Here is an 18,398-nt window from a genome sequence, read left to right on the forward strand (position 1 = left end):
CAACTTATTTTCGATTCCGTAACCATAAGACAAATATATTGATAAAGAGTAACAGACCTAGCAAAACAATCATCCCAGCTGCTGCTACATACTGAAATTCTTCTTGTGGTCTACTCATCCAATTAAAAATTTGAATTGGTAAAACTGTAAATCTATCAAACATACTAAATGGAACATAATTTGCAAACGCTAATGCTCCGATTACTAACAACGGTGCCGCTTCTCCAATTGCTCTTGATACCGCTAACGTACAACCCGTTATAATTCCTGGGAAAGCTACCGGCAATACAATTTGATACATCGTTTGCCACTTCGTAGCACCTAATCCGTAAGAAGCCTCTAATAATGAACTTGGTACAGATCGTATCGCTTCTTGACTAGCTACAACAACTGTCGGTAAGACGAGCAAACTCATCGTCAGCGCCGCTGCAACAATACTCTCGCCTAAATGAAGAGCATATACAAAAATAGTTAAGCCAAGTAATCCAAATACAACGGAAGGTACTCCTGCTAACGTTTGATTATTAATTTCTATTACCTTTTTAAATATAGATTCCTTCGCATATTGCTCTAAATAAAGGGCAGTCCCGACTCCAAATATAAACGAGACCGGTATAACAATACTCATAAATAATATTGTCCCCGACAAAGCTGCAGCAATCCCGGCTTCTTTCGGATTACGTGAAGCGAAGTTTGTAAAGAAATCTATTGAAAGATAGCTTAACCCTTTTTCAAAAATTTGAAAAAGCAAAATAAGCAAAATTACGATTGAAAACAAAATTGCTATATAAAATAACAATTTGTAAATTCGATCTTTAAAAAAACGTGATGCCATATTTTCTTGTATTTTTTTATGATTCAACATTCGCATATTATGTCACCCTCCTAAAACGGCGCACAATATACTGCGAAATGATGTTCATTATAAAAGTAAACAAGAATAACGTTGCGCCTACGGCATACATACTGTAATAAGCAATCGTTCCATGCGGAGCATCGCCTAAACTCACTTGCACAATATAGGCTGTTAACGTTTGAATAGAGTGCGTCGGATCCAGCGATACATTCGGTGTGGATCCCGCTGCAATTACAACTATCATTGTTTCACCGATTGCCCTAGAAGCCGCTAATATAATCGCTGCCATAATTCCTGTAAAAGCTGCGGGAAACACTACTTGTTTTACCATCTCAAACCGAGTCGCACCGAGCGCTAACGAGGCTTCTTTCGTTCCTTTCGCCACAGCTCTCATCGAGTCTTCAGATAAAGATGCAACTGTAGGTATCATCATAAATCCAATCACGATTCCTGGACTAATTGCATTAAAAAACTGTAAATTCGGTATCATTCGTTGTAAAAGTGGCGTGACAACTGTTAATGCAAAAAAACCATATACAATTGTCGGGATACCTGCTAATAGTTCTAACATCGGCTTTAATATTTTTCGCGCACCGTTTGAAGCGTATTCGCTCAAAAATACAGCACACGCTAAACCGATAGGAATTGCTACAAACATGGCGATTGCTGTTACAAGGACTGTTCCACATATAAGTGGTAATATACCGAATTTAGGATCTTCAAAAAACGGTAACCATTCTTTCTCCGTCAAAAAGGAGTATAATGATATTTTTTGAAAAAACATCATTGTTTCATTTGCCAACGTAAAAATAATTCCAATTGTCGTCACAATAGACACACTAGCAATTATTTTTAATAATAATGGAACTATTTGATTGATTCGTTGCATTTTTTTTCTTTGTTTTGTATTTCTTTCAATCAAATGTTGTACAGAAAATGTAATTTGACTTTTGTCATTATGAGCCAAAGATGAAAACCCCTTTCCACCCTGACATTACCTTTTGATTTCTGTTAACATTCGCAGCTGTTCATTATATTTTTCTTTTCGTAATTTTACATATCCAACCTCTTCAGCGAGGTTACCAACATGTTTGATCATAAACTCAACATAATTTGCTACATTTATTTTTTGTCGGATAGATGCATCATTCACATAAGTAAATAACGATCTAGATAACGGCTTATAATCACCTGATTGAATAGTCTCTTTCGTCGGAAATACACCGTTCACTTTTATCGCTTTCACCCTATCTCGATTGGCCATATAATAAGCATATCCTACAAAAGCAATGGCATTTTTATCATGCATTACTCCTTGCATAATAACTTGATCATCTTCAGACAAAGAGACTTTTTTTACAATGCGACGATTTTGTAAGATGACATTTTGAAAATAATCATAAGTACCAGAGTCTACACCTGGTGCATAAAACTTCACTTGTGCACGTGGCCATGTTGAATGAACTTGCGACCATCGCTTCTCTCTTCCATCTTCACTCCATAAGAGACGTAACTCGTCTACTGTCATATTGTCTACCCAAGTATTGTGACGATTTACAACAATCGTAAGACCATCATAAGCAACCTCAAAGGGTGTAAACTGAATGGAGTTATTCTTCATTTCATTTTCTTCCACTTGTTTCATTACTCTCGAAGCATTATTTATATCCACTTCTCCTTTACTGAAACGATTAAATCCTCCTCCAGTTCCAGAAACACTAATAGAAATTTTCACGTTTGGATGCTCCTTTGTATATTCCTCCGCTACTGCTTCTATAATAGGAAAAACCGTTGAGGATCCATCAACTCTCACTTCTCCCATTTCGTTCACAGCAAATGCAGTAGATATGCCAAAACAAAGGAACCATGTCGATAATATAAAAACTTTAATCGATGCACTCATCCATTTCACGTGTTCTTCCTCCTAGAAGTAACCGGAAATAACAGGATTACAGATATAAGAATACTGCTAAACTATTAATTCGGTTTTAATTGTTTGTAAAAGTTTTGTAAAGTTCCACAGGAATCAACATAAGATAAAACTTTAATCAGTAGCCGCTATTCATTTCCACCGATAATTAATTAGTCCATAAGACAGTTATCCCCCTATACACAATATAAAATTATCATTTGTGAGACCGCGTGCTTTTTCCAATATTTTATACTTGTCCACATTTATTACACGATATGCATAAACCATAAAAAAAAGCACACTATCTTTTCAGATAGTGTGCTTTTTTTACAACTTTTTTATTCCTCATCTTGATCTTCTTTTTCATTTTTATTATCTTTTGCATCTTTTGGAGCTTCACCATTTATTTCTTGGTTTTTCAAATCAAAGTAAGCATCCATAATTTCACGACTAATATATCCATTAATACCAGTCTTATCATCATGTACCCACGGAACAACAACAGAAAATGCTACTTCAGGGTCTTCAAGTGGCGCATAACCTACTAATGTTAAGTTATAAACTTGAACACGCTCACCTTTTGCATTTCTACCAATCTCTTTATCTCCGCCATACACAGTTTGGGCTGTACCGGTTTTCCCTGCAGCTTTATATTTTGCACCTGTAAAGTATTTTGTAGCTGTACCACCCGAATCGTTAAATACTTGTCTGAATCCTTCTTGAACACGTTTAATTTGTGATTCAGGCATATCAATACGATTTAGCACTTTCGGTTCCATCGAATGAACAACTTTTCCAACTTCCTCCGGTTTCACTGCCGGTTGACGAATCTCTTTCACAACTTGCGGCTGCATACGATATCCACCATTGGCAATTGTTGAAATATACTGAGCTAATTGAAGTGGTGTATACGTATCATATTGACCGATTGCATAATCAAGTAAAAACCCTGGGATATTGTCTGTTCTACCCATCTGACCAGCAGATTCATTCGGTAAATCAATTCCTGTTTTTACACCTAATCCAAACTGCCCGAAATAGTAACGCATCGTATCAAATGATTTTTGTTTTATATCTAACGTACCACCTCTCACATATGGAACATTAGCAATATTCATCGCTGTTTTAAACATATATACGTTAGAAGACATTTTTAACGCTGTAAGATCATTAATATATCCCATTGTTTTCCAAGATGATTTCGTCGGTGTACCTTTTAATTTGATTGGTTCATCTAACTGTACCGATCCTGGTTGAATTGCACCTGTTTGATACCCTGTCAGAATCGTTGCACCTTTTACTGTTGAACCTACAGGATACGAGCTTGTCATCGTACCTAAAGCGAAATCTTTCACATCAGTTTTTCCTTCATCATTCGTAACAAGCTGTTTTCCAGCCATAGATAACACTTCACCGTTTTTCGGATTCGTCATAACAACGAAAGCACGATCTAAAAGAGGTTCCGCTCCTTTAAATCTCATTAAGTTTTTCGCAAGAATATCTTCCACACGCTTTTGTAATTCCATATCAATTGTTAAGTTCAGGTCATTACCGCTTTGTCCTTGCGATACATTAATCGTTTCCAAAATATTACCATTTTTATCTGTAATATTTTTCACTTCTGCTTTCGTACCGTGCAGGCTATCTTCATATTGCTGTTCAAGATAACTTTTCCCTACTCGGTCATTTCGATTATAATCACGAACCAGATAGTAATCTAGTCTTTCTCTCGGTAAACCTTCATCCGCCGTCGACACCCCACCAAGAACACTTCGGAATAAATCATCATACGTATATTTTCGATCCCAATCAACATTCGTATCTACACCTGGTAATGTTGCTAGGCTCTCGCTAATAATCGCATATTCTTTTTCTGTAGCATCTTTTTTAATAACTTGAGGTGTCATTGCATATCCGCCGTCCATCTTACTTTTAATCGCTAGTATTTCTAAATCTTTTGCGGATAATTGATTAATCTCTTCTTCTGTTACACGACTTCGTTGACGCTCGTCTAATTCTTTATCGTCAATTTTGTTATCTTTCAATTCTTGACGATCTTTACTCGTAATTTTTGTTTTCGCTTCCTCTTTATGCATCGCAATCCAATAATCTTTTTTATCTCGATCTGTTAATTTATCTGTCGGTACTTCAATCAACTCTGCTAATTTTTTCGCTGTTTCTAAGCGATCTTCTGCAGTTGATCCTTTCATTTTTGTAAATGTAATAGTACGAACAGCTGTATTATCTACTACAGGTCGCCCATAGCGGTCAAAGATTTTCCCGCGCGGTACAGGATTACTTATCGTTGAATTCTCTTTCTTCTCTACTTCATTCTTATATTCCTCACCACGAACAATTTGTACATATCCGAGCCTTACAATAACCGCGGAGAACATTAAAAATACGCAAAAAAACAGCACGTTTAATCGAAAAGGAACGTGAGTTTTTTTCTTTTGTTGTTTCTGCTTCTTGCTCATACAAACCCCCTCTACCAACAGCTATGTAATGTGAAAGGGACACCTTCATACAGGTGTCCTCACTGCTGTCTTACATCTTTTTCTATTTTAGCATAAAACAAACGATAAGTTAACCTTCTGGTTCAGTTTGATTCTGAGTAGTTTCTTGCGCTACAACGCTGGTTTTCCCCACATTTCCCTCATCATATTTGACATTTTTAATTGCAAAATAAATAAGAAAATGTCCAGCACCTAAAATACATAGTAAGAAAGGTAAACTTTTTTCAGGCGGAAAGAATAACACAGCACATAAAAAACTTAAAACCGAACAAATCCTTCCAGCATTTAACCATAATTCCCGGACAACTACATACTCTACACGCCACTCTCTCGCATTTTTCGCTCTACCAATTACGTCATATGTCATTGACCCGTACGGAACGAGTAAAATAGGGTATGCGATCGCGATACATGCTGCATAAATAAGTAATTTTGTGTATGTAACATTGAATATAACTAAAAATACGACCGCATATAAAATAATGCCTCCAAGCAAAATCGCTTTTTTTCGCCACTCTTTCTTCAACATACGAGCAACTAAGTAGTAACATACAAATGATACAGCGGAGTTGACTAAGCTATATTTCCCTAATGCGAGCTCACTATCGGTTGCTAAGTACACATATACTGAAATAACAAAAATAAATGTTCCCTCTCTCAACCCTTGGAAAAAATGAGCACGTGTAATTCTCCCCCAATTTTTATCAATCCGTCGCTCCTTCAATACTTTTGTAATTTCATAACGCCCTTCACATTCTCTCTTAGATAAAAAAAAGCTTAAAACGACAGCAATTGCAAATAGCACTAATGAAAGAAAGAATATGACAGTATAACCACTCCATTTTGCCATACGTGAAATTGTGTATCCTGCCGCTATCGGTCCAATCATTCCAGAGAAGGATGTAAGAAGTCCAAGAAACCCATTAAAGAAATCTCTTGTTTCTGGTTCTGTAATCTCAAATGTCAATAAGTTAAACGCGAGCCAATAAAAACCATATCCGACTCCTAAAAGAGCCCCCATTAATAAAATATAGTGAGAAGCGCTTTTTCCCGCTACTAAAACAACGATAAAAAAAATTGCTAACGTGCCTACGCCTATTCGTAACAAGATTGAGCGGTCAATACGTTTCGCTAATTTCCCACCTATAAGAAATGTGAGAGGCTGCAATACAACGCTGGCCAAATTATACAAGCCAAGATTCACATAATTTTGTGTTTGTTTCCATAAATAAATATTAACAAACGTATTCGATAAAGAAATTGCGAGCGTGTATAAACCTCCAATAAGGAGCAATAACACTAAATCCCGATTCACTTCAACGTCACCAATTATATGTTTCCACTTCATACACAACTCTCCTTTACTTCATGTTCTAGTCTTCCAAAGACAAGCCCAATTATGTAAAAGGAAAGCATAGAAAAAAGCTAGGAGCATTCTCCTAGCTTTTTTCTATAATTATTATAATTATTTTGCTTCTTGGTAACGTTTTTCAGCAGCGTTCCAATCTACAACGTTCCAGAATGCACCGATGTAGTCTGGACGACGGTTTTGGTAATTTAAGTAGTAAGCATGCTCCCAAACATCTAAACCGATAACTGGAGTTTTACCTTCAGTTAGAGGAGAATCTTGGTTTGGCGTGCTTGTTACTTCTAACTCACCATTGTTTACTACTAACCAAGCCCAACCAGAACCGAAGCGAGTTGCGCCAGCTTTTGCGAATTCTTCTTTGAATGCATCGAAGCTACCGAATTTCGCTTCAATCGCAGTTGCAAGTTCGCCTACTGGTTGTCCCCCGCCGTTTGGAGAAAGAATTGTCCAGAAGAATGTATGGTTAGCATGTCCACCACCATTGTTACGTACTGCTGTACGGATTGCTTCTGGTACTTCGTTTAAGTTTGCAACTAATTCTTCAACGCTTTTGTCAGCTAGTTCTGCATGACCTTCTAAAGCAGCGTTTAAGTTTGTAATGTACGTGTTGTGATGTTTTGTATGATGGATGTTCATTGTTTCTTTGTCAAAGTGAGGCTCTAAAGCATCATACGCATAAGGTAAGTTTGGTAATTCGTGTTTTGCCATTGTTATATTCCTCCCAGTTTATGTATTGCCACCATATGTGTGACATACAACTTCATTCTACCCTAATTGCCATAGGGTGCAAACAAATAAATCACATTGTCTTGCTATCATTAAAGTAGCAAAATTCCCACTTCTTTTCAATTAAAATGCTCATATATTCCGTAAAAAAAGCTTCCTTCTACAAGGAAGCTTCCTGCTGACATAATAAACATGCGAAATGGGTATGGACCCTGTAGGACTCGAACCTACGACCGGACGGTTATGAGCCGTCTGCTCTAACCAGCTGAGCTAAGGGTCCATAATTATGTATGTAATAACATATTAAACAACTGAATTCCTATCGGATATATCCTTTAAGAAATGTAAGATAAATTTACCATATAAAAAAGAAAAGTGTCAATTGTATTTTTCTCATTTAAAAGAAGAAAATTATTAAAAAGAAATTTAGTTATCTCCACTATATGTAAATATAATATATCTTGAGATTCTCTAGATTCCTACGTTACAATGACTTTATACATACATAAAGGAAGTGAATCTATGTCCATTTTTAAACAGCTAGCAAAAAGCGTATATTCGCCTAAAGATATTGCGCTTTTCCGTTTTCAAAAAATCGGTAAAACCATTTTGTATATTATGCTTCTTTGCCTAATCACTACTATTCCAAGAACTTTCTTGTACGGTAGCGTTATTCAAGACGGTGTTAATATGGTAAATAAAGTAATCGAAAAAGATTTACCTGATTTTAAAATTGAAAATGGCGAACTAACAGCAGATATTGATCAACCTATCGAAAAAGAAGATGGAAATGCCCTTTTCGTATTTGATCCAAATTCAACAAACTTAGAAAAATATCAAAATAAAACGGGTTTATTTGTTTTAAAAGATAAAGTAGTCTCCATGGGAAATGGTCAAACACAAACGTATTCCTATAACGACTTATTAGGTGCATCTCTTGAGAAAAAAGATTTACAAGACTTTATTTCTCTATTCGATAGTATCTATCCAATTTTATTATTTGTTATCGGATTTTTAGTGTACCTATTCCAATTATTCATTACTTTTGTAGGCGTGACTTTACTTGCGTTCATCGGTTCTGCTATGAGCGGACAACGTAAATTATCCTACAAACAAGTTTGGACATTAACTGCTTACAGTTACACAATTCCAACAATCTTCTTTATGATTATGGATTTATTTAAAATCGTCGTACCTGGTTCAACATTCATTTATATCGCAGTTGTTTTAATTGTTCTATACTTAACACTTAAAGAAGTTCCACAACCGAAAGAAAAATAAGAACGATAAAAAATGCCTAAATAGGCATTTTTTTTTTGGACAAGCATATATTCCTAGCAAAGGAGTGAAGAATATGAAGAGATTAGGTATATTCTTATTCGTGCTTGTTCTCGGTTATATATTTTATTACGATATAAAAATCGGTACTTTACCGATGTTAAGTTCATACAAAAAAACAACAGCTGCTCAAACTATAAAAAAAGAAGAAACAACTACAAAACAAAGCAAAAAGGAAGAAACAGATGTTACTTATAAAGCAATTGAAGTAAAAACTGGTGAGACCGTTCTTTCGATTACAGAACAAATTAATAAGAAAAAAATCCCTTCTATTGAAAAGGTAATTGATGACTTTAAACAATTAAATAAAAGTACATCTGCTACAAAAATTCAAATTGGAAAGACTTATAAATTCCCGTTATATCAATAAGCGATCACTTAATCCTTGTCAATTACATAAAGGCGCTGATACAATAGTAAAAGTGAAACCGAGCACTTCGGTTTCTATAGCCCTATATCACGTATACTATCATTGATATGAGGGACTAAATAAGAAACTTCTTTTATAAGGAGAGCGATCTATTCGTGAATGAAATGACTCATCGTACAAAAACACGTCCAGTTAAAGTCGGTAATTTAACAATTGGCGGTAATAATGAATTAATTATACAAAGTATGACAACAACAAAAACACATGATGTTGAAGCAACAGTTGCTGAAATTAAACGTTTAGAAGAAGCTGGTTGTCAGGTTGTTCGTGTTGCCGTTCCAGATGAACGCGCAGCAAATGCTATTGCTAATATTAAAAAACAAATCAACATTCCACTTGTTGCTGATATTCATTTTGATTATCGCCTTGCTTTAAAAGCAATTGAAGGTGGCATTGATAAAGTACGTATCAATCCAGGTAACATTGGTCGTCGCCATAAAGTAGAAGCTGTTGTAAATGCAGCAAAAGAGCGTGGCATTCCAATCCGTATCGGTGTAAACGCTGGTTCATTAGAGCGTCACATTTTAGAAAAGTACGGATACCCAACTGCAGATGGCATGGTTGAGAGCGCACTACATCACATTAAAATTTTAGAGGACTTAGATTTCCACGATATTATCGTATCTATGAAAGCCTCTGATGTTAACTTAGCAATTGAAGCATATGAAAAAGCTGCTCGCGCTTTTGATTATCCATTACATTTAGGTATTACAGAATCTGGCACATTGTTTGCTGGAACTGTAAAAAGTGCCGCTGGTCTTGGAGCAATTTTAAGTAAAGGCATCGGAAACACACTTCGTATTTCATTAAGTGCTGATCCAGTTGAAGAAGTAAAAGTTGCACGTGAACTATTAAAGTCATTCGGTCTTGCATCTAATGCAGCAACACTTATCTCTTGTCCAACTTGCGGTCGTATTGAAATTGATTTAATTAGCATCGCTAACGAAGTGGAAGAATATATTTCTACACTGCAAGTACCAATTAAAGTTGCAGTACTTGGTTGCGCTGTAAACGGCCCTGGTGAAGCTCGTGAAGCTGATATCGGTATTGCCGGTGCACGTGGAGAAGGATTATTATTCCGTAAAGGGCAAGTTGTTCGTAAAGTACCAGAAGAAACAATGGTAGAAGAACTGAAAAAAGAAATCGATGTAATTGCTGCTGAAATGGCTGCTGAAAGAGATAAAGAAAAAGAAACACAAGAACAATAAAAAGAAGGTTGCCCACAATATTTGTGAGCAACCTTCTTTTTTATGCAAAAAAGCTCGTCAGTTATATAACCGACGAGTTTTTATTTTGCACACTTTGGACAACGGCCGTATATTTCAAATTTATGCCCTGTTACTTCATAACCGTTAAAATCTTTATTCATAAAATCCATTGGACAGGAAGTAATCTCTTTCGTTCCCCCGCAATCTAAACAAATAAAATGATGATGATGTTCCATAATGGAACATGTAAAACGAAAATGTTTTTCACCATTTAATTCTGTTTGTTCTAAAACGCCGATTTCAGCAAAAACCGTTAAGTTACGATAAATCGTATCAAAACTAAGACCTGGATAATCATCCTTCATATGCTCTAAAACATCTTTTGCTGTTAAATAACGATTGTGAGCTGCAAATAATCTGAGCATCTCTTCCCTTTTCCCAGTATGTTTGTATCCTTTTTCTTTCATTAGGCGTAAAGCTTCTGTTAGATTCATACCTATCCCTACTTTATGCAGTTTTTTTCTTCTTCCATAAAATCGCACCGATTAAAATAAGAACTGCTATCATAACAATTGTACCACCTGGTGCTAGATCAAGTTGATACGAAGCAAACATTCCACCAATTACTGCAATTTCACCAAATAAAATGGAAAAGAAAATTGTTTGTTTAAATCCTTTAGCAATACGAATACTTGCTGCAACTGGTAACGTCATTAATGAGGATACGAGAAGAACACCTACTACACGCATTGATACTGCAATGACAAGAGCAACTAATATAATGAAGATAAAGTGAATCCATTTTGCCCTTAAACCAGTTGATACTGCGTATTCCTCATCAAATGATAATAAAAACAGCTCTTTATATAATAAAATAATTGTCGCAATAACAACAATTGCTACAATCCCAATAATAATTAAATCCGTACTCGTTACAGCACTTACACTACCAAATAAATAACTAAATAAGTCTGTGTTAAATCCATTTGCAAGTGAAATGAAAATAACTCCAATTCCCATTCCTGCTGAAAGAATAATCGGAATTGCTAATTCTTGATAATGCTTATATACAGTTCGTAACTTTTCAATTAGTAACGCTCCCCCAATCGAGAAAATCATCCCCATATATAGGGGATTTAAAAAGCCACCTGTAAAAATTGTTTTTTCAAGTAGTAAACTTGCTGCAATACCTGATAACGTCACGTGACTTAATGCATCTGCAATAAGAGATAAACGACGAATAACAACAAACACACCGATAAGCGGTGCAACAAGTCCAATTAAAATACCTGCATATAAAGAATTACGTAAAAAGTCATATTGTAAAAAATCTTGTATCATTATATCCTCCCGTGATGCTCATGCTCGTGTTTTAAACGATGGACATGATGTCCATATAAGACGGACATTTCTGCATCTTCTAACTCTCGGAACTCCTTTACATTCCCATGAAAATGTAAATGTTGGTTTAGACATGCAACATGTGTTACTTTCTCGGTAACAGCCCCCATATCATGAGTAACAAGAATTAATGTAATCCCAAGCCTTTTGTTTAAATCCTCTAATATCTCATAAAAACTTTCCACATTTTTCACATCAATCCCAACAGTAGGCTCGTCCAAAATAAGTAATTCAGGATCACTAACGAGCGCACGAGCAATAAATACACGTTGTTGTTGTCCACCAGAAAGCTCTCCAATATTGCGACCTTGAAATTCACTCATCCCTACATCAGCAATCGCCTTTTCTACCTTCGCCTTGTCGTCTTTCGTGAAAAAGCGAAAAAGACCTTTTTTCGAAACGAGCCCCATTGACACAACTTCAAAAACAGTTGCTGGAAAACCAGAGTTGAAACTATTTGCCTTTTGGGATACATAGCCAAGTTTGTTCCATTCTTTAAACTTCTTGCTATCAACACCAAACAAGCGAATACTCCCTTGTTTAGGCTTTAAAACGCCTAATAAACATTTTAGTAAAGTGGATTTCCCAGAACCATTTGGCCCAACTAAACCTAAAAAAGCTCCCTTCGGAACTTGCAAATTAATATTTTCTAACACATTTCGATCTTCATATCGAAACGTTAATCCTTCTATTTCCAATATATTATTCATAGCATCTCACCTATTTTAATTCAGAATGATTCCGATTTATATCTATTTGAATTATAGTACAGCTTATTATAGTTGTAAACCAATCTGCCTAAATTATATCTATTTTTTCAAGAAACCTTACTATTATAACAAAAAGCAGAGAAAAATTCTCTGCTTTCGAAAAATATTCCAAGTAACTTTTTAGTGGATAGCTGATTTAAACTTACCACCATTTGTTTCTTGTGTACTCATAATCGTAACAAATGCATTTTCATCAATTTCATGCACAATTGATTTTAACTTCGTCACTTCCAAACGCGTTACAACTGCATAAATAACTTCTTTTTCTTTATCCGTGTAACCACCTTTGGCTACAAGCTTTGTAGTTCCACGACCGAGACGATGCAAAATGGCATTTGATACTTCCTCATACTGATCTGATACAATTAAAACTGCTTTCGTTTCATCTAAACCTTGAATTACCGTATCAATTGTTTTGAATGCAATATAGTACGTCATAACAGAATACATAGCTTGTTCGACACCAAATACAAATGCTGCCCATGCAAAAACAAATAAGTTCACAAACATTACGAATTCACCAACAGAAAACGGTAATTTCTTCGTTAATAAAATCCCCATAATTTCTGTTCCGTCCATTGATCCGCCATGACGAATAACAAGTCCTACACCAAGCCCCAAAATAAGGCCACCAAAAACTGTTGCTAAAATGGGCTCAGTTGTAAATGGTGGAACAGCATGTAATGTCGATTCAATAAATGCTAAAGCTACAATCCCAAATGCTGAGGATAACATAAATGTTTTTCCGATTTGCTTATACCCAGAGTACATAAACGGAATGTTGAGGATAACAACTAAAGTAGAAAAACTTAACCACCAAATATTAGGAGTAAGATAATCTAATATAAGAGAAATACCAATAATTCCACCATCAATAATTTTATTTGGCATTAAGAATAATTCAATCGCTACCGCCGCGCACGCTGCCCCAAAAATAATCATTACTAAACGATAAATGAGATGGATAACGCTTTCTTTTCGATGTTGCTTTTGTTCCATAAGTCCTCCTTATATTCTTTTTCTGTAGTTTTGTCCTTACATTATAACATACGCTTCTTTTCCTCATGAAAAAAGAAACTCTATAAGAATATGTACAAGCTACGCACTCATATATTTCGATAGAAGAACGTATGAAGGAGGATAACTCGATGAATCTCATTAAACAAATTGTGAATAAAAAATTAAATCATATTTCTACAAAAGAGTTATTGAAATATAGTAAAGAATATGAAGTTTCAATTACAACTGCACAAGCTGATCAAATTGTTTTACTTATGAAAGGAAAGAATATTAACATTTATGATAATAATGAGCGACTAGAACTCTTAAAACAAATCGCAAAAGTAACTTCCCCTGCTACCGCGCAACAAGTAAACACTTTATTTCAGCAACTACTAAAATAAGGAGGGGATACCCCCCTCCTTATTGCGCTTTAATTTTTTCAAGAATCCCCTCATCAAAAGTACCGTTTTTCAGCATTTCGATTTCTAATTTATATGGTGGCTTCTTATCTTTTTTATCTTCACCTACATATGGTGTTTCAAGAATTTTTGGCACGTTCATTAACTGCGGATGATGTACAATATGATGCAATGCTTTATAACCGATATGACCAAAACCGATATTTTCGTGACGGTCCTTTCCGGCCCCACGCACATTTTTACTATCATTAATATGAAGCACTTGTAATCGATCTACACCAACAATCTTGTCAAATTCGTTCAATACACCGTCAAAATCATTTACAATATCATAACCCGCATCATGCGTATGACACGTATCAAAACATACAGATATCTTTTCATTATATTTTACACCATCAATAATCTTTGCAATTTCCTCAAAGCTACGACCACACTCTGTTCCTTTTCCAGCCATCGTCTCTAGCGCAATGTTAACCGTCTGTTCAGGCGTTATTACTTCATTAAGCCCTTTAATAATTTGTTGAATACCTGCATCTGCTCCAGCACCAACGTGCGCTCCTGGGTGAAGAACAATTTGTTTCGCAACACCTAATGCCGCTGTTCTTTCAATTTCCATGCGCAGGAAGTCTACACCTAATTGGAATGTTTCTGGCTTCGTCGTATTACCAACGTTAATAATATATGGTGCATGGACGATAATTTCCTCAATACCATTCAGTTCCATATGTTTACGTCCTGCTTCTATGTTCAATTCTTCAATTGGTTTTCTTCGTGTATTTTGCGGTGCACCTGTATAAATCATAAACGTCGTTGCACCGTATGAAACAGCCTCTTCACTTGCTGCTAATAACATTTTCTTACCACTCATTGAGACATGAGATCCAATCTTTAACATACAATCACCTCTTCAATATACAATAGTTATAATGATAGCATAATTTGTAGAAATATGTAGTGAATTGTTTGTTCACAAAAAACGCACTACACAAATTTATATGACTATTTAAACAGACTATACTCTTCATTTAAATGAACTGGATTAAGTGAAGCTTTAATCCATATTTTTCTACCCATATTGATTACGACTCTCACAAATAGCTGCAATAAAAAAAGATAAGGGAAATCCCTTATCTTTTTTTATTGCTATATTTTTTCTTCACTTTGTCACGTTCTGTTGCAAGTTTTCGCTTATAGTTTGGTTTTACTTTTTTCGGCTTTTTAACAACTTTTGTTGCCATAACATCTAGTCCATCATTTGGTTTTTTACGACTCTTACGACGACGACGGTCACCTAAATCCGCCCACTCATCTCCGCGTAAATCTACATGCTTAAATTCGATATGACGTTGTTTTTCCAAACTATCTAACGCTTCTTCATTTGCTGGATCATAAATTGTCACTGCAATCCCTGAATGACCCGCACGTGCAGTTCTTCCAACGCGGTGAACGAAGAAATCTAAATCTGATGGAAGTTCATAGTTAATAACATGGCTAATTCCTTCAATATCAATACCGCGTGCCGCTAAATCTGTTGCGACAATGTATTGGAACTCTAAATCACGAACTTGTTTCATCATTTTTTTACGATCACGTGGTGATAAATCACCGTGTATACGCCCTACTTTTAACCCACGTTCAGCTAATCCATCGGCTACTTCATCAGCCTTCTTCTTCGTGTTTGTAAACACAATTGCTAAGTACGGTTTAAATTGAAGTAGCATATTTTTCACTAATTCAATTTTATTACGGTGTCTTGAAGGCACAAGGTAATGCTCAATATTTCCTGCTGCAACTTGTTTCGGATTAATATGAATATGTTCTGGATTCTCCATATATTTCTTCAAAAATGGTTTTAATTTTTGAGGAATTGTTGCAGAGAAAACTAGCATTTGCAAGTTTTTAGGCATACGTGCTGCAATTTTATCTACATCTTGAATGAATCCCATATCAAGCATTAAATCCGCTTCATCGACAATAATAGTATCCGCTTTATAAACAAATAGCGCCTTTTCTTCTACTAAGTCTTTAATACGTCCTGGTGTTCCAACTACAATATGTGGTTGTTTTTTCAACTTTTCAATCGATCGTTGTTTATCAGTTCCACCAATTAAACAACGTGCTGTAATCATTTGATCTTCTGCACAGAACTTTGTTAATTTCACGATTTCTTCGTAAATTTGTTGTGCTAACTCACGAGTAGGAGCTGTAATAACAAGCTGTACTTCTTCACGACTTGGATTAATTCTGTTTAATGTAGGAAGTAAGTATGCATGTGTTTTCCCAGAACCTGTTTGGGATTGTCCAATTACACTTACACCTTTTTTCACGACCGGGAAAATTTTCTGTTGAATTCCTGTCGGCTCTGTAAAGCGTAGTTCACGAATTGCATCTATTAAAAATGGTTTAAAATCATACTGTGTAAAAGTTTGTTGTGTCATAAGTTACACCTTCTTTCTAAATTTCTACTGCGCGCACAAATCAGTCAAGTCTACATTATATCGAAATCTACAAGTAAAATCCATCTTTAGTTTAGGTTTTTACTTCAAAAACTAACCTTCTTCACTCTTATTGCATATTGTATGTGTATATACCTAACTGAAGAAAGGAGGATTTCTCACATGTTTCCAAAATCTCCCGTAAGGCAAATGTATCCGAATCCAGGCCAACAACCTTATACACCATACCCCATTCCACAACTACCACCGATGGCACAAAAAAAGAAAGGATTCCTTGCTAAACTCTTTAAAAAACACGATCCAACCGAACCTTTCATGCAAATGGTTCCGCCTTATCGACAAATAGAAGGACAGCCGCCAATGATGCACCAACAACAGCCACCCCAATATCAACAGCAATATCAACAGCAACAGCAATATCAACAGCAATACCAACAACAATACCAACAACAATACCAACAACAATACCCGCATCAATACTCACAGCAATATCAACCATACATGCAGCAGTATCCAGAGCAAATGATTCCCCCTCAAATGTATGAATCAAACGAAACGCGCGGCGGTACAGCCACTACAGCAGCATCTAGCAGCGGCATCGGCAGTTTTTTTTCGAATTTAATTTCGAATCCAACTAATATGATAAACAATATCGAAAAAGTATCACAAGTCGTTCAATCTGTAAGCCCTGTCGTCGAACAGTACGGTCCCATTATGCGTAACCTACCAAGCATTGTTAAAATCCTCACCTCTGGAAAAAGTACGGAAGAAGATCAAACTGAAGATCTAACAGAAAAGGTTGAGGTAGCAACTCCCCCTCCTCCACAAAAAAAAAGAAAAAGAAAAAAAATAGTGATTGAGCCAGCCATAGAAACAGAAGTACGAGAGGAGCCTGTTCAAAAAATAGCAACAAAACCCAAACTATATGTGTAACAATCCTTTGTTTTCTATCCTCTCCTCCTTTATAATGTAAAGGACTATGCACAAAAGTATCCCTTGTTTAGAAGGAGAGGATTACTCATATGAAAATTGTTAAAATTTCCCCTCGTGGTTATTGCTACGGTGTTGTCGATGCAATGGTAATTGCACGTAACGCTGCATTAGATAAATCATTACCGAGACCTATTTATATTTTAGGTATGATTGTTCACAATAAACATGTTACAGACGCTTTTGAAGAAGATGGAATCATTACGTTAGACGGACCAAGTCGCTTAGATATTTTAGATCAAATCGATTCTGGTACTGTTATATTTACTGCTCACGGTGTTTCTCCTGAAGTTAAACAACGTGCAAAAGAAAAAGGTTTAACGACAATCGATGCAACTTGTCCAGATGTTACAAAAACACATGACCTTATTGAAGCAAAAAAAGCTGAAGGATATCATGTCATTTATATCGGCAAAAAAAACCATCCAGAACCAGAAGGCGCGGTTGGTATTGCACCTGATATCGTTCACCTTATCGAAAGAGCGGATGATTTAGAAACATTAGAAATCCCAACGGATAAAATTTTAGTTACGAATCAAACAACGATGAGTCAATGGGATGTTCAACATTTAATGGAGGACATTCAGAAAAAATTTCCAACAGCAGAATTCCATAAGGAAATTTGTTTAGCAACTCAAGTTCGTCAAGAAGCTGTAGCTAAACAAGCGGATGTTGCAGATTTAACAATCGTTGTTGGTGATCCAAAAAGTAACAATTCGAATCGCTTAGCGCAAGTATCACAAGAAATTGCTGGTACGAAAGCTTACCGTGTTGCGGATGTAAGTGAAATTCAATTAGAATGGCTACAAGGTGTAGAAAACGTAGCTGTTACAGCAGGTGCTTCTACTCCAACACCAATTACAAAAGAGGTTATCGCTTTCTTAGATCAATATGACCCAATGAATCCGGCTACGTGGGAAAGAATTCGAAAAGTACCACTTCAAAAAATCTTACCTCGTGTAAAAGTGAAAAAAGAACAATAATAAAAACCGTTGCCTACAT

The 18,398-nt window shown here is 35.8% G+C and carries 18 protein-coding genes and 1 tRNA gene; 6 read left to right on the forward strand and 13 right to left on the reverse strand.

Translation table 11 applies throughout. The annotated features are described in order from the left end of the window. Positions 1-4: 4 nt before the first annotated feature. The 7 genes from pstA to ACUN26_RS18020 all read right to left on the reverse strand — a co-directional run bounded on the left by pstA (position 5) and on the right by ACUN26_RS18020 (position 7,659). On the reverse strand, positions 5-871 hold the full coding sequence (gene pstA / locus ACUN26_RS17990) for a phosphate ABC transporter permease PstA (RefSeq protein ID WP_001242538.1): 867 nt from the start codon (positions 869-871) through the stop codon (positions 5-7). A gap of 1 nt (position 872) precedes the next feature. Continuing rightward, on the reverse strand, positions 873-1,823 hold the full coding sequence (pstC, locus tag ACUN26_RS17995; RefSeq protein ID WP_000940896.1) for a phosphate ABC transporter permease subunit PstC: 951 nt from the start codon (positions 1,821-1,823) through the stop codon (positions 873-875). 27 nt (positions 1,824-1,850) lie between these two features. Further along, on the reverse strand, positions 1,851-2,768 hold the full coding sequence (locus tag ACUN26_RS18000; protein WP_000871833.1) for a PstS family phosphate ABC transporter substrate-binding protein: 918 nt from the start codon (positions 2,766-2,768) through the stop codon (positions 1,851-1,853). Positions 2,769-3,106: 338 nt separating this feature from the next. Next, a complete protein-coding gene (locus ACUN26_RS18005) occupies positions 3,107-5,245 on the reverse strand; it encodes a peptidoglycan D,D-transpeptidase FtsI family protein (RefSeq protein WP_000038999.1) in 2,139 nt (712 codons plus the stop codon). 109 nt (positions 5,246-5,354) lie between these two features. Then, positions 5,355-6,632, reverse strand: a complete 1,278-nt coding sequence (locus ACUN26_RS18010) for an MFS transporter (RefSeq protein ID WP_000871363.1) — start codon at positions 6,630-6,632, stop codon at positions 5,355-5,357. Between the two features lie 117 nt (positions 6,633-6,749). Next, positions 6,750-7,361: a superoxide dismutase [Mn] gene (sodA, locus tag ACUN26_RS18015; protein ID WP_001052031.1), complete on the reverse strand. Its 612-nt coding sequence runs from the start codon at positions 7,359-7,361 to the stop codon at positions 6,750-6,752. Between the two features lie 224 nt (positions 7,362-7,585). Beyond that, positions 7,586-7,659, reverse strand: a tRNA-Ile gene (locus ACUN26_RS18020). 242 nt (positions 7,660-7,901) lie between these two features. Here ACUN26_RS18020 and ACUN26_RS18025 point away from each other — a divergent pair. The 3 genes from ACUN26_RS18025 (at position 7,902) to ispG (ending at position 10,355) form a co-directional block, all read left to right on the forward strand. After that, a complete protein-coding gene (locus ACUN26_RS18025; RefSeq protein ID WP_000021678.1) occupies positions 7,902-8,660 on the forward strand; it encodes a DUF1189 domain-containing protein in 759 nt (252 codons plus the stop codon). Positions 8,661-8,733: 73 nt separating this feature from the next. Continuing rightward, positions 8,734-9,087, forward strand: coding sequence for a hypothetical protein (locus ACUN26_RS18030; protein WP_000825413.1), 354 nt, complete (start codon positions 8,734-8,736; stop codon positions 9,085-9,087). A 164-nt stretch (positions 9,088-9,251) separates the two neighbouring features. Then, positions 9,252-10,355 carry a flavodoxin-dependent (E)-4-hydroxy-3-methylbut-2-enyl-diphosphate synthase gene (gene ispG / locus ACUN26_RS18035; RefSeq protein ID WP_162148120.1) on the forward strand — a complete coding sequence of 368 codons (1,104 nt, stop codon included), beginning with the start codon at positions 9,252-9,254 and terminating at the stop codon, positions 10,353-10,355. Between the two features lie 80 nt (positions 10,356-10,435). Here ispG and ACUN26_RS18040 read toward each other — a convergent pair whose 3' ends face one another. The 4 genes from ACUN26_RS18040 to ACUN26_RS18055 all read right to left on the reverse strand — a co-directional run bounded on the left by ACUN26_RS18040 (position 10,436) and on the right by ACUN26_RS18055 (position 13,525). Next, the gene (locus ACUN26_RS18040; protein WP_001054515.1) at positions 10,436-10,849 is read right to left on the reverse strand and encodes a Fur family transcriptional regulator; all 414 of its coding nucleotides are present in this window, start codon (positions 10,847-10,849) and stop codon (positions 10,436-10,438) included. 13 nt (positions 10,850-10,862) lie between these two features. Next, positions 10,863-11,696 carry a metal ABC transporter permease gene (locus tag ACUN26_RS18045; RefSeq protein ID WP_000613814.1) on the reverse strand — a complete coding sequence of 278 codons (834 nt, stop codon included), beginning with the start codon at positions 11,694-11,696 and terminating at the stop codon, positions 10,863-10,865. Next, positions 11,696-12,466 carry a metal ABC transporter ATP-binding protein gene (locus ACUN26_RS18050; RefSeq protein ID WP_001059665.1) on the reverse strand — a complete coding sequence of 257 codons (771 nt, stop codon included), beginning with the start codon at positions 12,464-12,466 and terminating at the stop codon, positions 11,696-11,698. Before ACUN26_RS18050 ends, ACUN26_RS18045 begins: the two co-directional genes overlap by 1 nt. Before the next feature lie 180 nt (positions 12,467-12,646). Continuing rightward, the gene (locus ACUN26_RS18055) at positions 12,647-13,525 is read right to left on the reverse strand and encodes a YitT family protein (RefSeq protein ID WP_000435959.1); all 879 of its coding nucleotides are present in this window, start codon (positions 13,523-13,525) and stop codon (positions 12,647-12,649) included. A 149-nt stretch (positions 13,526-13,674) separates the two neighbouring features. On the opposite strand from ACUN26_RS18055, the gene ACUN26_RS18060 reads away from it, so the two are divergent. After that, a complete protein-coding gene (locus tag ACUN26_RS18060; protein WP_001048958.1) occupies positions 13,675-13,929 on the forward strand; it encodes a DUF2624 domain-containing protein in 255 nt (84 codons plus the stop codon). Between the two features lie 19 nt (positions 13,930-13,948). Here ACUN26_RS18060 and ACUN26_RS18065 read toward each other — a convergent pair whose 3' ends face one another. Next, positions 13,949-14,845 carry a deoxyribonuclease IV gene (locus ACUN26_RS18065; RefSeq protein WP_000912445.1) on the reverse strand — a complete coding sequence of 299 codons (897 nt, stop codon included), beginning with the start codon at positions 14,843-14,845 and terminating at the stop codon, positions 13,949-13,951. 232 nt (positions 14,846-15,077) lie between these two features. Then, complete coding sequence (locus tag ACUN26_RS18070) at positions 15,078-16,388, reverse strand: DEAD/DEAH box helicase (protein ID WP_000194009.1); 1,311 nt, start codon at positions 16,386-16,388, stop codon at positions 15,078-15,080. Positions 16,389-16,568: 180 nt separating this feature from the next. Between ACUN26_RS18070 and vrrA the strand changes: the two genes are divergently transcribed. Together vrrA and ACUN26_RS18080 are read left to right on the forward strand one after the other, a co-directional pair. Next, positions 16,569-17,339: a VrrA/YqfQ family protein gene (gene vrrA / locus ACUN26_RS18075; RefSeq protein ID WP_000484188.1), complete on the forward strand. Its 771-nt coding sequence runs from the start codon at positions 16,569-16,571 to the stop codon at positions 17,337-17,339. Between the two features lie 89 nt (positions 17,340-17,428). Beyond that, positions 17,429-18,379 (forward strand): 4-hydroxy-3-methylbut-2-enyl diphosphate reductase, encoded by a 951-nt coding sequence (locus ACUN26_RS18080; protein ID WP_000706652.1) that lies wholly within the window; start codon positions 17,429-17,431, stop codon positions 18,377-18,379. The last annotated feature ends 19 nt before the right edge of the window (positions 18,380-18,398 follow it).

The sequence above is a fragment of the Bacillus sp. WC2503 genome, assembly GCF_052682895.1.

What these genes read in the sequence shown, in the direction of transcription:
- ACUN26_RS18050 (WP_001059665.1), bottom strand. Translation starts at nt 12,466, where the DNA reads ATGAATAATATATTGGAAATAGAAGGATTAACGTTTCGATATGAAGAT.
- sodA (WP_001052031.1), bottom strand. Translation starts at nt 7,361, where the DNA reads ATGGCAAAACACGAATTACCAAACTTACCTTATGCGTATGATGCTTTA.
- ACUN26_RS18040 (WP_001054515.1), bottom strand. Translation starts at nt 10,849, where the DNA reads ATGAATCTAACAGAAGCTTTACGCCTAATGAAAGAAAAAGGATACAAA.
- ACUN26_RS18055 (WP_000435959.1), bottom strand. Translation starts at nt 13,525, where the DNA reads ATGGAACAAAAGCAACATCGAAAAGAAAGCGTTATCCATCTCATTTAT.
- vrrA (WP_000484188.1), top strand. Translation starts at nt 16,569, where the DNA reads ATGTTTCCAAAATCTCCCGTAAGGCAAATGTATCCGAATCCAGGCCAA.
- ispG (WP_162148120.1), top strand. Translation starts at nt 9,252, where the DNA reads ATGACTCATCGTACAAAAACACGTCCAGTTAAAGTCGGTAATTTAACA.
- ACUN26_RS18065 (WP_000912445.1), bottom strand. Translation starts at nt 14,845, where the DNA reads ATGTTAAAGATTGGATCTCATGTCTCAATGAGTGGTAAGAAAATGTTA.
- ACUN26_RS18060 (WP_001048958.1), top strand. Translation starts at nt 13,675, where the DNA reads ATGAATCTCATTAAACAAATTGTGAATAAAAAATTAAATCATATTTCT.
- ACUN26_RS18080 (WP_000706652.1), top strand. Translation starts at nt 17,429, where the DNA reads ATGAAAATTGTTAAAATTTCCCCTCGTGGTTATTGCTACGGTGTTGTC.
- ACUN26_RS18070 (WP_000194009.1), bottom strand. Translation starts at nt 16,388, where the DNA reads ATGACACAACAAACTTTTACACAGTATGATTTTAAACCATTTTTAATA.
- ACUN26_RS18045 (WP_000613814.1), bottom strand. Translation starts at nt 11,696, where the DNA reads ATGATACAAGATTTTTTACAATATGACTTTTTACGTAATTCTTTATAT.
- ACUN26_RS18030 (WP_000825413.1), top strand. Translation starts at nt 8,734, where the DNA reads ATGAAGAGATTAGGTATATTCTTATTCGTGCTTGTTCTCGGTTATATA.
- pstA (WP_001242538.1), bottom strand. Translation starts at nt 871, where the DNA reads ATGCGAATGTTGAATCATAAAAAAATACAAGAAAATATGGCATCACGT.
- ACUN26_RS18005 (WP_000038999.1), bottom strand. Translation starts at nt 5,245, where the DNA reads ATGAGCAAGAAGCAGAAACAACAAAAGAAAAAAACTCACGTTCCTTTT.
- ACUN26_RS18025 (WP_000021678.1), top strand. Translation starts at nt 7,902, where the DNA reads ATGTCCATTTTTAAACAGCTAGCAAAAAGCGTATATTCGCCTAAAGAT.
- ACUN26_RS18010 (WP_000871363.1), bottom strand. Translation starts at nt 6,632, where the DNA reads ATGAAGTGGAAACATATAATTGGTGACGTTGAAGTGAATCGGGATTTA.